The organism is Massilibacillus massiliensis, from assembly GCF_900086705.1.
Taxonomy (GTDB): Bacteria; Bacillota; Negativicutes; order FLKF01; family FLKF01; genus Massilibacillus; species Massilibacillus massiliensis.
The window spans coordinates 190,157-203,378 of sequence record NZ_LT575483.1 but is presented as its reverse complement, the minus strand read 5'-3'; the positions used below and the strand labels follow the sequence as shown (position 1 = coordinate 203,378).

The window sequence follows — 13,222 nt, the reverse complement described above, 5'->3', positions numbered from 1 at the left end:
ATGATGATAGATCAAAGAATCGTTAATGATAGATCAATTATTGAGATTGTTGATGAGATGATAAAAAAAGCGATCTGTACGCGAGCAAGTGATATTCATATTGAACCAACGGACCAGTATTTAAGGATTCGTTTTCGTGTTGATGGAGCGTTGAGAGAAGTTTCGTCTTTTCCATTAAAACTTCACTTGCCATTTATTTCGCGATTAAAAATCATGGGTGAACTTGATATTGCCGAAAAGAGATTACCTCAGGATGGAAGAATTATATACAAAGAAGATGACAGAGCAATTGATTTGAGAATATCTACAATGCCTACAATTTTAGGCGAAAAAATCGTACTTCGTATATTAGATAAAAGTTTACGGTTCGTTGATATTCAAAAGATGGGCTTTTCAGAAGGAAATTTAAGAAAATATGTATCCCTGTATAAAAAGCCTTACGGCATGATTTTAAATACAGGACCGACTGGATCCGGGAAAACTACGACGCTTTATGGAACATTATCGGAATTGAATGATCCAAGTAAAAATATTGTTACAATTGAAAATCCGGTAGAGTATCGACTCGACGGAATAAACCAAATACAAATAAATTCTAAAATAGATTTATCTTTTTCGAAAACATTACGATCTGTTCTGCGACAAGACCCCAATATAATTATGATTGGAGAGATTCGTGATCGTGAAACAGCAAGAATCGCTATTCATGCTGCACAAACTGGGCATTTAGTTTTTAGCACATTGCATACCAATCATGCAATTGGTGCAATAACACGATTGGTTGATATCGGAATTGAGCCATTTTTAGTTTCCTCATCTATTCTAGGAATTGTTGCACAACGTTTAGTTCGATTGATTTGTCCAAAATGCAAAATAAGTTATAAGTTAGATGAAAGCGTAGAAGATAGAGAAACATTAGAGCCATATATAAAGAATCCAAATACTGTTCTATATAAAGGGCGTGGTTGCTGTGATTGCAATTTTACAGGTTATTATGGACAAACAGCGATTCATGAAGTGTTGCCGATGACAAAGAAAATACGGAACGGTATTAATAGACAAGTTTCGGCTGAACAGTTAAAGGAATTTGCGGTTGAAGAAGGTTTTGTAAGTATGCAGCAAGATGGTATGCAAAAAGTTCTCACTGGGCAGACAACAATACAAGAAATACTGAGGTTAGCATATGAAGATAGTTTATGAGAATAAATATATAGATATTTTACTCAAAGAAGCAATCCAGAAAAAAGCTTCTGATTTGCATATGACGGTTGGAATACCACCGGCCTTTAGAATTGATGGAGGGCTAATATTTTCTAAACTCAACATTTTAACAGCAGAAGATACCAAAAGTCTATTTGAATCTATTTCATCAAAAACACAGCAATATAACCTTAAAGAGGACGGAGAGGTTGATTTTTCCTATTCTTCAGATACATGTGGACGATTTAGGGTAAATGTTTTTAAACAAAGAGGCGCAATAGCCATTGTAATGAGGATTATCAGCGATCAAATTCCAACCTTGGAAGAATTAGATTGCGCTTCTACATTAAAATCACTAGCGTTAAAAAAGAATGGACTAGTGTTATTTACCGGTTCAGCAGGTTCTGGAAAATCAACTACAATTGCGGCTATGATTGATTTTATTAATCAATCGAAAGCCTTGCATATTATTACAATGGAGGATCCTATTGAATATGTACATAAACATAAAAAAAGTATAGTGAATCAACGTGAAATTTATATAGATTCAAAATCTTTTCACAGTGCATTGAGGGCCGCACTACGAGAAGACCCGGATTTGATATTTATTGGTGAAATGAGAGATTTTGAAACGATATCAATTGCAATTACTGCGGCTGAAACAGGCCATTTGGTTTTTGCAAGCTTACATACACCTGATTCAATACAGACAATTGATAGAATTATTGATGTTTTTCCCAGCCAGCAACAACAGCAAATACGTATACAATTATCCATGAATTTGCAAGGAATTATTTCGCAAAAATTATTGCCTAAAAAAAGTGGTGTAGGTCGAATTGCGGTATTTGAAATCATGATGAATACACCTGCAATTCGGAATATTATTAGGGAAGGGAAAACGCAGCAAATAATATCTCATATTCAAACAGGGGCCTCATTAGGTATGCAAATTTTTGATCGAGAAATTGAAATTCTATTAAAAAAGAATTTAATTACAAAAGATATTGCATTAGAATATATAAAAGATTTAAAACTGGTTTAACGTAATAGATCATTTTATTGTGTGGTGTTTTTATGGAAAAAATGTTTTCATATAAAGGAAAAAACTTGGAGGGAGATCTATTACAGGATACAATGATAGCTGAAACAGAAAAAGATGTAGCGGATTATATTATAGGAAAAGGGTATTTCGTTACTCAAATTGTTGAAATTCAAAAGAAGTCGTTAAAAAATTACACACTATTTAGAATGAATAATGTCCCATTTAAAGAAATAATTCTATTTTGCCGTCAGTTAGCGATGATGATCAATGCTGGATTATCCTTAAGTTCTTCCATACATATTCTAGGTATGCAAACACAACATTTGGCTTTTAAAGAAGTTTTAAAGAATATCTATAAACAAATAGAAGAAGGAAAAACTTTAACAGAATCTTTATTGAGATATAAACATATTTTTCCGAACATTGTAATTCATATGATTTCTGCCGGTGAACTAGGAGGTATATTGGATCATGTGCTAGATAAACTTGCAAATTATTTAGAAAAAGATTATAAAGCAAGAGAGAAAATTAAAACTGCGATGATCTATCCGATGTTTGTTCTAATATTGGCTATTTTAGTAATTATTTATTTTATGATTTTTGTTATACCGAACTTTATTGAAATGTTTGATCATATGAATTTAGAATTACCGCTGGCAACGAAAATGTTGTTGTTTTTCAGTTCTTTTATGCAAGATTATGGACTTATTATTTTATGCTGCTTTTGTGTTGGTGTTTGGATTGTATTTAAGATGAAAAATGTAGAAACTTATAAATTTTTATTTGATAAAGCAATGCTGAAAATTCCTGTATTTGGGAAAATATGGGTAGAAATTGCAATGGTGAGATTTAGTCGAACTTTAGGGACATTATTACATGCAGGGATACCTATTATTACTGCATTAGAAGTTGGTAAAAATGTGAGTGGAAATCTTGTACTGAATCGTATTGTGAGCTTGGCGCAGGATAAAATAAAAAATGGTGCAACATTGTCTAATTCTGTTCAGAGTAGTCAATTTTTCTCGCCTATGGTATTACAAATGATTGTAGTAGGTGAAGAAACAGGCTTTTTAGACGATACTTTAAATAAGATTGCTGATTTTTATGAAAGTGAAATTGACGAATTTATTACCAAATTGAATAATTTATTGGAACCTTTTTTAATTACTATGGTAGGTTTTATAATAGGCGGCATAGTGATCTCTATTGCATTACCAATGTTTGATATGATAGATCATGTCTATCTTTGAAATTTAGTAAATTTTTAGAAGGTGATTTTATTTTATGAAAAAGACGAACGATAAAATAAAGCAGCAAGGGTTTACTTTAGTAGAATTAATGGTGGTTATCGCAATTTTAGGAATTTTAGCATCGTTGGCGATTCCTAAATTTACAGAATCAACAGTGGCAGCAAATACGGTTAAAATCCAAACGGATTTACGAACCATTGATGCGGCATCTATCATTTACCAAGCACAAGAAGGGGTTATTCCGGACACAGTACAAAAATTAGTAGAAAAAAATTTATTATTAGAATTGCCTAAGCCTCCAAAAGGAAAATGTTATATTGATACAGAACGAAAGGAGGTGCCGGCGACTTCTTATACAATAGAAATAAATACAACAAATAATAATGATACTATAGGGCGTGCGAAATTAGGAATTTATGTGTCTAGTGATTTTTTGAAGAGCAAATAATTGGAACATAGATTCGTTTTTTACAAGGGGATGATTTTTTGGATGTATTGCTAATTTTAGTGTTTGGGTTAATTATAGGCAGCTTTTTAAATATGTGTGTCTATAGGATTCCAAGAGAAAAATCAATACTTGTTCCTAGATCAACTTGCGATTATTGTGAGAGGTTTTTATCTATTAAAGATTTAATTCCTGTTCTAAGTTATCTATATTCAAAAAGAAGATGCCGATATTGTCATGCTATTATTTCTATACGGTATCCTTGTATAGAATTACTAACCTCATTTTTATTTTTATATACATATAGTCGTTTTGGATTGAGTTTAGAGTTTTTTCAAGGTGTAATATTAGTTGGGTTTTTGATGGTTATTGCTGCTATTGATTATGATCATCAATTAATTTTTGATAAAGTATTAATTCCTATGGCGGGGATTGGCATTATATTAAAAGTCATGATTATATTGCCTTTTATTAATGTTTTATATTACGAGGTTTTAGATATGATTATGGGTTTTTGTCTTGGAGGAGGTTTATTGTTATTGATTCATTGGCTGAGTAAGGGCGGAATTGGCTGGGGTGATATAAAATTTGCTGCGGTAATCGGAATATGGCTTGGCTGGAAATATACGTTATTAACTTTATTATTTGCATTTATTTTAGGCGGCGTTGTAGGCGTTTTTCTAATTGTTTTTAAATTAAAGGAACGCAAAGAGTATATCCCATTTGGTCCATTTCTTTCAATTGCAATGTTTATGAGTTATTTTTACGGAATGCAGTATATGATTTATTATGTAGAGTTGTTTTGGTGAAAGAGGAAGGAAGTTCTTTAATGGAACTTATTATTGTTATTGCAATAATTTCTATCGTTTCTTCTATAACGGTTGTGACCTCGTCCGTTTTAAAAAGATATGATTTAGATGCATCAGCGTATCAATTAGCGACGGACTTAAAATTTGTGCAGCAATTATCTATCAACACATCTGTTGAAGAAAATGAATTTTCACCAGCTGAGATGGATCAATTTCCTAAACTTTCATTAAAAGTAACTGCAAATTGTGGCTATATTATTAGTAGAGGTCTTAAAAATATAAAAAGTGTAACTTTTTCAAAAAACATAAAAATTGTTGGAGGGTATTCTGCGATATATTTTAATAGACATGGCTATATTAATCAGCCAATTACGATTAGATTAGAAAATGGTGAAAAAACTCGATTGATTATCATCGATCGAGTCGGAAGAATTAGAACGCAATAAGTGAAAAGGATCTAATTGCATTATGAAGGAAAAAGGCTTTTTTATGATTGAAGTAATGATTATTGTAATTATTTTATCAGTCATTTCCTCGATACTTGTTATGTATATAGTATCGCATCACGCTATCGAATATTCTAATCATCTAGTTACTGCTACTTTTCTAGCGCAAAAAGAGATCGAAATTTTAAAAGGACAGGAAAATAGTTTGAGTCATAGTGAGATTCAGATGGAAGATTCAAAAGAAATAGATATAAATGGTGTGAAATTCACAATTGAAACACATATGAAAACTCATAATGAGTTTAAACAGTTACAAAAAGTAGAGGTTTCAGTGACTTGGAGAGAACTACATCAATTGAAAAGTATAAGTTTATCTACATTCTTATTAATGGAGAAAACATAGAATGGATTCTTTGATAAGGGTAAATTTTAAAAATAAAGGGTATTTTTTAGTTGAACTGTTAATTGCTTTGAGTTTGATGGTTGTTGTTTTTGGTGTAATAATCAATTTATTCCTATTTACGACACGGGCATGGTACAATGACAACAAAATGTTAGAATTACAGCAGGAGGCTAAGTTTTCTGTAGATAGCATAGTTCGCGATATAGCTTATGCAAAATCATTTCAAATTTATCCAGATAAATTCGAAATTTTGCTAGAGCAAGAAAATCGACGAGACACAAAAATTGTATATTATGTAAGCACGCAGCTAAATCAATCTAGGTTAATGCGTGATAATCAGCCAGTAACTGGACAAACAATGCATGGAAAATTTTCAGTGGAAAATTTGAGCTTTCATAAAATAAATGATAGGACTATATTGATTAAAATGAACTTTATTGATGTAGAGACCAAGCAAAAGTTTATGATTGATACCGCAGCTTCAATGCTAAATGAAAATTAAAACGTTTAATAGGTGAGAGGAATGAAACAATCTGGAAGTGGATTAATAGTAGCACTTATTGTTTTTGGTTTGATTTTACTTTTAGGAAGTTTTCTATTAAAGATTACAATGACAGGCTTGGATATTTCTAATTCTTTTTTAGATGGTATTAAAGCACAGTATATTGCAGAGGCTGGGATTAAGTATGTAACAACAAAACTAAGAGAAGATCCGAATTTTATAAATGCGACACAATTTAATACTGATTTTCAATCCGAGGTAACGGGGCTTTCAGGTGGAGACTGTAGAGTTTATATTAGAAGCGATGGCGACCAGCGAACTATTTTATCTGTTGGACAGGTGCATCATGCCAAAAGAACAATAAAGGTTATACTTAAAATACCTATGGTAAATCGTGATACTAAGATGATATATTTTAAAAATTAAGTTGCTAAAAAGGAGTTTTGTTAATATGGAAATTAAAAATGTTATGGAAGAATTTGTATTTAAGCATTTAGATAAAATGATAAATAGTGATGATAAGATTTGTAAATGTGATAAATGTAGAATCGATGTAGCTATGCTGGCATTAAATAACTTAAAACCGCATTATGTATCAACAGATAAAGGATCTATCTATACCAATATTGCATTATATGAAAAAAATAATGAAGTGAATATTATGTGTGCCCTTGGGAGAGCTATCAAAATAGTAGGGGATAATCCTCACCATGTTGATCTCAGATAACTTGATAACAGTAATAAAACGTTTTATTATACCATCGTATAAACGTGTAATGGGAATTGATATTACAGGAAGTAGTATCCAGATAGTAGAATTAAGTTTACATAATAAGAAAACAGTTCTAACGGCTTTTGTAAAAGAGCAGCTAATGGATGAATTAGGAAGTCATTTATTAAGTAGTATACAAACTATGATTACGCATTGGGGTGTAAAAAGTAAAGCTGCAATTATTGCTATTGAAGACTCGAATGTTTTTATTAAGAAGCTGATTTTACCAAATTTGAGTGAAACAGAAATAGAAGAAGCTGTTAAATGGGAAATTGATCAATTGAACCCATTTGAAACTGGTACATATTATTATGATTTTTTTATTTTGAATAAAGAAAGAAATGCTAAAACTACTACTGTTTTAGCTGTAGCAGCTTATAAGGCCATAATTGATCGTATTGTTCAAATAATGAAAGAAATGAATATCAATATTTTAGCAATAGAGAGTACTTCTTTTTCGTTGGCCAGAATTATATCCAATCCTGATTGTTTATTCATGGATGTCAAGGAAAATATTATAAAAATTATTGTTTTTCATCAGCATATTCCGTCAAAGATAACTACGGTTAATCATGATTCTACGGAACAAGTCGTAAATGCAGTCATGCAAAGTATGGAATGGTGCAAAATGCAAGAGAGTTTAATTGAACCACATACAATCTACATTAACGGGGATATATTGACTATAGATTTTTTAGAAAATTTAAAATTACATACAAATCTTTTGGTTGAAAAAATAGATTGTTTTAAAGATATCGATTGTATAGATTCTATTGATAAAAGACATATAGAGAAATTTTCTGCAGAAATATTAACAGCAATTTCTGCAGCTAAGCGTGGTTTCGATGTATGATAAAAATTAATTTATTGCCACCAGAAAAACGATGCACTACGTATCTGATGAAAAATTTTTTTATTAAACTTGTTTTCTTGACTATCTTATTATGTTTTTTTGTGTACGTAAGAGGAGAATTTGCAATTAGTACATTAAGACAACATATAAAATCTGGTGATGAACAGTATACGTTGTTGAATCATACGGTGGAAAGAAAAAATAGAATAGAAGCAGATGTTAAGCAATTAGAAATTAAAAATGATATTCTTGCAGGAATAACTAGTAATACGATATCAAAATATGCAATTTTAGTTCATTTAAGCAACGTAGTTGTTGAAAATGTATGGTTAACAGAATTGCAATTGAAAGAGACAAATTTAGTTTTAAAAGGAAATGCATACAATTATAAATCGTTAGCTGCTTTTTTAAGAAAACTTGAAGAAGATGTGCTATTTAAAAATGTTTCATTGATAACTTCGGAAAATAAGACTGATGTTATAGCCGGGGCAGATGTTACAACATTTGAAATTATGGTTTATTTTAAGGAATTTTGATCATGAATAAAGTAAATTATAAATTAAAATATCAATTAATATTGTGTATTACGATAATTTGTTGTATAGTTAGTTCATTCTATAACTACATTTATCATCTGCAGCAGATCGAAATCTTTGAATTAGGAAATATTAAACAAGAAAACGAGCAGAAAGTTCGTAGGATAGAAGAGTTTACGATACAGCATCCTGATATAAGCGAGTATGAGCAGGAAATAAAGCAGAAAATGGAGAGTGCAAATAAAAGACTCCCTAGTCAAAACGATTTAAGTAATTTTCTTATGGATATACGAAAAATTTCAGAAGAAACTCAAGTAGAGTTAATATTCATAAAACCCAAAAATACAATTGATAAAGATAATTATAGATATTTATTATTAGATATAAAAATTAAAGGCGATTATAGTAAAATACTTATATTTTTAAAGAAGCTGGAAAGTTTAGCGCGGTTTAATACAATAAATAAAATGGTGATTAAAACCGTAGAAGATTCTTTAATTACAGAAATAGAACTGAATCTCTATACGTATGGTGCTTTAAAAAATAATATGAAAGAACAGTCAAATATTGAGTTTAGAGTCGATGAATAGACAAGCAGGTATATTGTTTATTAAAAAAATAAAATGGGTGGGGTGGATGTATGTTTCGTTTTTTAACTTCTGGAGAATCGCATGGACAATGTCTAACTGCAATCGTAGAGGGAATTCCTGCGGGATTAAAAATAAATATTGACTTGATAAATGAAGATTTAGCGCGTCGTCAGCAAGGATATGGACGCGGTGGGCGGATGAAAATTGAAACGGATAAGGTTGAAATAATTTCTGGTGTTCGCTTTGGAGAAACTTTAGGAGATCCAATTACTTTGCGAATAAGAAATAAAGACTGGGAAAATTGGCAGGACAAAATGTCTGCATTTGGTGAAGCGACTGGACCTGTGGTTACTGCAGCCAGACCTGGACATGCTGATTTAATCGGAGTTCGTAAATACGGGCGTAAAGATATTCGTGATATTTTAGAACGGGCGAGTGCTAGAGAAACGGCGATAAGAGTTGCCGTTGGTGCTTTAGCTAAAAATTTACTTCTTTCTTGTGGTATTAACGTTTTTTCACATGTCGTAAATATCGGTGGTGTGGTCATAGATAAAACAAATCTTGATTTTGCAGCTTTCAACAAAAAAGATACAGAATTAAATTGTTATGATCCAAAAGCCGAAGAAAAAATGAAAATGAAAATTGACGATGTAAAAAAGAGCGGCGACACAATAGGGGGAGCTTTTGAAGTCATTGTTACTGGTATGATGGAGGGGATTGGGAGCCATATCCAATGGGATAGAAGGTTAGATGCTCGTTTGGCAGCGGCTATGATGTCAATTCAGGCAATTAAGGGAGTTGAAATTGGAGAAGGATTTGAATATGCAAATTTGCTAGGGAGCCAAGCACATGATGAAATTTTTATTAATGAATTAAATCAGTACTATCGTAATACCAATCATGCGGGAGGTATAGAAGGGGGAATGAGCAATGGAGAACCCATTTTGGTTAGAGCTGCTATGAAACCTATTCCAACTTTGATGAAACCTCTCGCCTCAGTAGATATTGCAAGTAAAAGAGCTGTATCCGCAAATACTGAACGTAGTGATGTATGTGCAGTTTCGGCGGCTTCAGTTGTAGGCGAAGCTATGGTGGCTATTGTTTTGGTAGAAACAATATTGCAAAAATTTGGTGGAGATTGTATGGAGGATTTATTGAGTACAATTAAAAGCTATATAACTAGAATTAATGGGTGAATAGGAATGAAAAATATTGTTTTAATAGGATTTATGGGAACAGGAAAAACGAGTGCAGGAAAATTGCTTGCCAATAAACTGGGGTATTCTTTTATTGATACGGATAGCAAAATTGAAGCTGAAAATCAAATGAGTATAGCAGATATGTTTGTTCAACATGGTGAAATATATTTTCGAAACAAAGAGGTGGAATTAATTCGCAGAGTTTCGAAATTTAGTAGTGCTGTAATTTCTACAGGCGGTGGAGTTGTATTAAAGAAAGAGAATCTAATGGCACTAAAGGAAAATAGTATAATTATTACACTTACAGCAGATGTTGATGTAATTTTAGAACGAACCAGTAGGAGAAAAAATACAAGACCTTTATTAAATCAAAATGATAAACGAAAAAAAATTATTGATTTATTAAATGATAGAGCACATCTATATAAGCAATCAGAGTGTATGATTGATACCAGTCTATTATCTCCATTGCAAGTTGTAGATGAAATTATTAGATTTCTTAAGAGAGGAGATGAGTTGCGTGCATAGTGTAACAGTACATTTGCCGGAGACTAGTTATGATATTAGAATCGGAGAATCCATGTTTGATAAGCTGGATTATAGTATAAAAAAATTTAACTTTTCTGATACTGCTTTCATTGTTTGTGATAATAATGTATTTCCTTTATACGGTGAAAAAATTATTCGGATTTTATCCAAAGCTGGTTTAAAAGTTGAATTTTTTATCGTTGATGCAGGGGAAAAGGCTAAGTGCTTTGAAGTTGTTGAGGCGATTTATACCAAAGTGATAACTTTAGGTTTAGATAGAAAATCTCCGATTTTTGCACTGGGAGGAGGCGTGGTTGGTGATTTAACCGGATTTGTTGCTGCAACCTATTTGAGAGGGGTACCTTTTATACAGCTTCCAACTAGTCTATTGGCACAAGTTGATTCGAGTGTTGGTGGAAAAGTGGCAATTAACCATCCTTTAGGAAAAAATTTAATTGGTGCATTCTATCAGCCCAAACTAGTATGTATTGATTTAAACGTTTTAAGTAGTTTGCCAAAACGTGAGATTTACACTGGGCTTGCAGAAGTAATTAAATATGGCATGATTGCAGATGCGAATTTTTTTCAATATCTTGATAACAATACAGATCGAATTCTTAATCTAGATGTAGAAGTCATGGCGCATATCGTCGCACGTTCCTGTGAAATAAAAGCGGATGTTGTAAGTAAAGATGAGAAAGAATCATCGACAAGGATTATTTTGAATTTTGGACATACGATTGCACATGCTATCGAAAATGTTACTGGCTATACGAAATATAATCATGGAGAGGCAGTAGCGATAGGGATGTTTGGGGCTGTGCTAATAAGTCATCGACTCGGTTTAATAGAAATAGAAACTGTCAGAAAAGTTTCTGCTATAATCGAGAAATTTCATTTACCGATAAAGGCTGTAGGTTGTTCTGAACAGAAGATTTTTGAAATATTGTTCCGAGATAAAAAAGCCGTCAATGGTAAAATAAATTGGGTCTTAATCAATCATATTGGTAGTGTAATAGTACATAATAATGTACCTGATGAATTAGTAAAAGATATATTAAAAGAAATCATTGAATAAATAATGTAGTTTAAATTTATATAAACAGGGCTAGCCCTGTTTTTGTTTTCAACGGTACAATGTAGTGCTAAGAAATCTTTTTAAGGAACAATTTTGTGCCGGGGGTATAGAATGTAATGAGCTGGATTTATTAATATCCTTTAATCTACTAAAGCGGCATTTTAATGCGAATATAGTAGAGAAAAGATTTTATTTATAAGGTAGAAATTTTTAAAATGATAAAGACTTTAGGTAGAGTTCGAGACAAGAGATAAAGCTGTATTTAAATTTCTATAGTAATATTTTTAAAATATAAGGATGACAACAAAATCTGAATTGGAATATAAAACTAAATAAAGCAATTAAGAAGGATGATATAAAATGAATTTAGAAGATTTTATAACGGAAAAAGCTTTAGAAGTTTTGCAGACAAATCCGATACTTAATCCAGCAGAAATTGAAAAATCTATTTATAATGAGTTTGAAAATATTGCATCGGTAAAAAACAAAATAATTACTAAAAATAACAATTCATTTGGAGTTCTACAGTCAAATAAAAAAAGCAAAGAATATTTTATAAATCAACAGCACGAATTCAATATGTGGGATTCTGATAAGTTAAAGTATAAAGTGTTTGGCGGTTCGACCAAATTTGCTAAAATATTTATGTCCGCAAGAAATAAACCAAGACCAACCTTAGTGGAAATTTGCAAATTTGATGCAGAAAAGGTTGATTACATGACGTTAGGAAGAATTACTGCATTGATTGATTATATTGATAAAAATAATTGCATTGTAAAACAAACGAGATTAGGTTTAGTCTGTGTATCAATTCATGATATTGCAGATATTATAGATTTATGTTTGAAAAGGACTAGAGCATTTATAAAATTGATGGATGTAAAAGGGATTATACGATTAGATATAAAGGGACATTATTACATGAATCCATTATACGTATTACGCGATGTAGGTATTAGTTTAGATCTATATAAATTATTTAAAGATACGTTAGATCTATATTTATCTGATCAAGCTAAAGTCGATATAGAGAAGTTAATGGGCTTTTTTCATAATAAAGAGCATACAAAAACAATAGAAGCAATTATAATTGAAAAATATGTAGCAACTGACCGACAAAAAATATGCAATAAATTAGTAGAAAAAGAATGGGTGTGTGCGAACATATTTAATGAAGTAGAGATGGAAGAACGTGATTTTGCATTATCAGATCATCAATATCGATTTAATATATTGTCGAATTTTTTTAAACAACAAACTCCGAAGTTTCCACAATGGATCAGAGCAGCTTATATTAAAATAGCAGCAGAAGAAGTAACACCTAAATTGTTTAATTTTTTATTCAAAAATTTGCAACGATGTTGTGTGGAAGAGGAAAATCAAATTTTAACACTTGATCAACTAATAATTGAAACTTTTGGACTGTCACAAGAACGCCCGGCAATGGATGATATTTTTGCAGAGATAAATGAATAGCTTGACATTTTATATTAAATATGTTAGTCTTAACGCGTAAAACAACAGAACAGCAGTCTTTGGGGCAAGGTGAAAAAGAGAAATTCTTTTAAT

At 31.4% G+C, this 13,222-nt stretch carries 17 protein-coding genes; all 17 read left to right on the top strand.

What is annotated here, in order from left to right; genetic code table 11:
- The 17 genes from BN6559_RS01040 to BN6559_RS00960 all read left to right on the top strand — a co-directional run bounded on the left by BN6559_RS01040 (nt 1) and on the right by BN6559_RS00960 (nt 13,129).
- Nucleotides 1-1,200, top strand: a complete 1,200-nt coding sequence (locus BN6559_RS01040) for a GspE/PulE family protein (RefSeq protein ID WP_110953018.1) — start codon at nt 1-3, stop codon at nt 1,198-1,200.
- The gene (locus tag BN6559_RS01035; protein WP_110953017.1) at nt 1,184-2,242 is read left to right on the top strand and encodes a type IV pilus twitching motility protein PilT; all 1,059 of its coding nucleotides are present in this window, start codon (nt 1,184-1,186) and stop codon (nt 2,240-2,242) included. The genes BN6559_RS01040 and BN6559_RS01035 overlap by 17 nt, the downstream gene beginning before the upstream one ends.
- Before the next feature lie 32 nt (nt 2,243-2,274).
- Nucleotides 2,275-3,492 carry a type II secretion system F family protein gene (locus tag BN6559_RS01030; protein WP_110953016.1) on the top strand — a complete coding sequence of 406 codons (1,218 nt, stop codon included), beginning with the start codon at nt 2,275-2,277 and terminating at the stop codon, nt 3,490-3,492.
- A 34-nt stretch (nt 3,493-3,526) separates the two neighbouring features.
- On the top strand, nt 3,527-3,940 hold the full coding sequence (locus BN6559_RS19700; RefSeq protein WP_110953015.1) for a type II secretion system protein: 414 nt from the start codon (nt 3,527-3,529) through the stop codon (nt 3,938-3,940).
- A gap of 59 nt (nt 3,941-3,999) precedes the next feature.
- Nucleotides 4,000-4,746, top strand: coding sequence for a prepilin peptidase (locus BN6559_RS19625; protein ID WP_407656764.1), 747 nt, complete (start codon nt 4,000-4,002; stop codon nt 4,744-4,746).
- Nucleotides 4,747-4,766: 20 nt separating this feature from the next.
- On the top strand, nt 4,767-5,192 hold the full coding sequence (locus BN6559_RS01015) for a hypothetical protein (protein WP_199883655.1): 426 nt from the start codon (nt 4,767-4,769) through the stop codon (nt 5,190-5,192).
- 22 nt (nt 5,193-5,214) lie between these two features.
- Nucleotides 5,215-5,595, top strand: a complete 381-nt coding sequence (locus BN6559_RS01010) for a hypothetical protein (protein ID WP_110953012.1) — start codon at nt 5,215-5,217, stop codon at nt 5,593-5,595.
- Between the two features lies 1 nt (nt 5,596).
- Nucleotides 5,597-6,097, top strand: coding sequence for a PilW family protein (locus BN6559_RS01005; protein WP_110953011.1), 501 nt, complete (start codon nt 5,597-5,599; stop codon nt 6,095-6,097).
- 21 nt (nt 6,098-6,118) lie between these two features.
- Nucleotides 6,119-6,523, top strand: coding sequence for a hypothetical protein (locus BN6559_RS01000; RefSeq protein ID WP_110953010.1), 405 nt, complete (start codon nt 6,119-6,121; stop codon nt 6,521-6,523).
- 25 nt (nt 6,524-6,548) lie between these two features.
- Nucleotides 6,549-6,824, top strand: a complete 276-nt coding sequence (locus tag BN6559_RS00995) for a late competence development ComFB family protein (RefSeq protein ID WP_110953009.1) — start codon at nt 6,549-6,551, stop codon at nt 6,822-6,824.
- Complete coding sequence (gene pilM / locus BN6559_RS00990; protein ID WP_110953008.1) at nt 6,808-7,722, top strand: type IV pilus biogenesis protein PilM; 915 nt, start codon at nt 6,808-6,810, stop codon at nt 7,720-7,722. Before BN6559_RS00995 ends, pilM begins: the two co-directional genes overlap by 17 nt.
- On the top strand, nt 7,719-8,258 hold the full coding sequence (locus BN6559_RS00985; RefSeq protein WP_110953007.1) for a PilN domain-containing protein: 540 nt from the start codon (nt 7,719-7,721) through the stop codon (nt 8,256-8,258). The genes pilM and BN6559_RS00985 overlap by 4 nt, the downstream gene beginning before the upstream one ends.
- Nucleotides 8,259-8,260: 2 nt before the next feature.
- Entirely contained in the window at nt 8,261-8,848 is a 588-nt protein-coding gene (locus BN6559_RS00980) for a type IV pilus inner membrane component PilO (RefSeq protein WP_110953006.1), read from the top strand.
- A gap of 50 nt (nt 8,849-8,898) precedes the next feature.
- Nucleotides 8,899-10,044 carry a chorismate synthase gene (gene aroC / locus BN6559_RS00975; RefSeq protein ID WP_110953005.1) on the top strand — a complete coding sequence of 382 codons (1,146 nt, stop codon included), beginning with the start codon at nt 8,899-8,901 and terminating at the stop codon, nt 10,042-10,044.
- A 6-nt stretch (nt 10,045-10,050) separates the two neighbouring features.
- A complete protein-coding gene (locus tag BN6559_RS00970) occupies nt 10,051-10,575 on the top strand; it encodes a shikimate kinase (protein WP_110953004.1) in 525 nt (174 codons plus the stop codon).
- Nucleotides 10,559-11,653 carry a 3-dehydroquinate synthase gene (aroB, locus tag BN6559_RS00965; RefSeq protein ID WP_456060531.1) on the top strand — a complete coding sequence of 365 codons (1,095 nt, stop codon included), beginning with the start codon at nt 10,559-10,561 and terminating at the stop codon, nt 11,651-11,653. Before BN6559_RS00970 ends, aroB begins: the two co-directional genes overlap by 17 nt.
- Before the next feature lie 360 nt (nt 11,654-12,013).
- Complete coding sequence (locus BN6559_RS00960) at nt 12,014-13,129, top strand: hypothetical protein (protein WP_110953002.1); 1,116 nt, start codon at nt 12,014-12,016, stop codon at nt 13,127-13,129.
- The last annotated feature ends 93 nt before the right edge of the window (nt 13,130-13,222 follow it).

Bases quoted from the DNA above. Each gene is read 5' to 3' on its own strand.
- BN6559_RS01040 (WP_110953018.1), top strand. From the start codon at position 1: ATGATGATAGATCAAAGAATCGTTAATGATAGATCAATTATTGAGATT.
- BN6559_RS01035 (WP_110953017.1), top strand. From the start codon at position 1,184: ATGAAGATAGTTTATGAGAATAAATATATAGATATTTTACTCAAAGAA.
- BN6559_RS01030 (WP_110953016.1), top strand. From the start codon at position 2,275: ATGGAAAAAATGTTTTCATATAAAGGAAAAAACTTGGAGGGAGATCTA.
- BN6559_RS19700 (WP_110953015.1), top strand. From the start codon at position 3,527: ATGAAAAAGACGAACGATAAAATAAAGCAGCAAGGGTTTACTTTAGTA.
- BN6559_RS01015 (WP_199883655.1), top strand. From the start codon at position 4,767: ATGGAACTTATTATTGTTATTGCAATAATTTCTATCGTTTCTTCTATA.
- BN6559_RS01010 (WP_110953012.1), top strand. From the start codon at position 5,215: ATGAAGGAAAAAGGCTTTTTTATGATTGAAGTAATGATTATTGTAATT.
- BN6559_RS01005 (WP_110953011.1), top strand. From the start codon at position 5,597: ATGGATTCTTTGATAAGGGTAAATTTTAAAAATAAAGGGTATTTTTTA.
- BN6559_RS01000 (WP_110953010.1), top strand. From the start codon at position 6,119: ATGAAACAATCTGGAAGTGGATTAATAGTAGCACTTATTGTTTTTGGT.
- BN6559_RS00995 (WP_110953009.1), top strand. From the start codon at position 6,549: ATGGAAATTAAAAATGTTATGGAAGAATTTGTATTTAAGCATTTAGAT.
- pilM (WP_110953008.1), top strand. From the start codon at position 6,808: ATGTTGATCTCAGATAACTTGATAACAGTAATAAAACGTTTTATTATA.
- BN6559_RS00985 (WP_110953007.1), top strand. From the start codon at position 7,719: ATGATAAAAATTAATTTATTGCCACCAGAAAAACGATGCACTACGTAT.
- BN6559_RS00980 (WP_110953006.1), top strand. From the start codon at position 8,261: ATGAATAAAGTAAATTATAAATTAAAATATCAATTAATATTGTGTATT.
- aroC (WP_110953005.1), top strand. From the start codon at position 8,899: ATGTTTCGTTTTTTAACTTCTGGAGAATCGCATGGACAATGTCTAACT.
- BN6559_RS00970 (WP_110953004.1), top strand. From the start codon at position 10,051: ATGAAAAATATTGTTTTAATAGGATTTATGGGAACAGGAAAAACGAGT.
- aroB (WP_456060531.1), top strand. From the start codon at position 10,559: ATGAGTTGCGTGCATAGTGTAACAGTACATTTGCCGGAGACTAGTTAT.
- BN6559_RS00960 (WP_110953002.1), top strand. From the start codon at position 12,014: ATGAATTTAGAAGATTTTATAACGGAAAAAGCTTTAGAAGTTTTGCAG.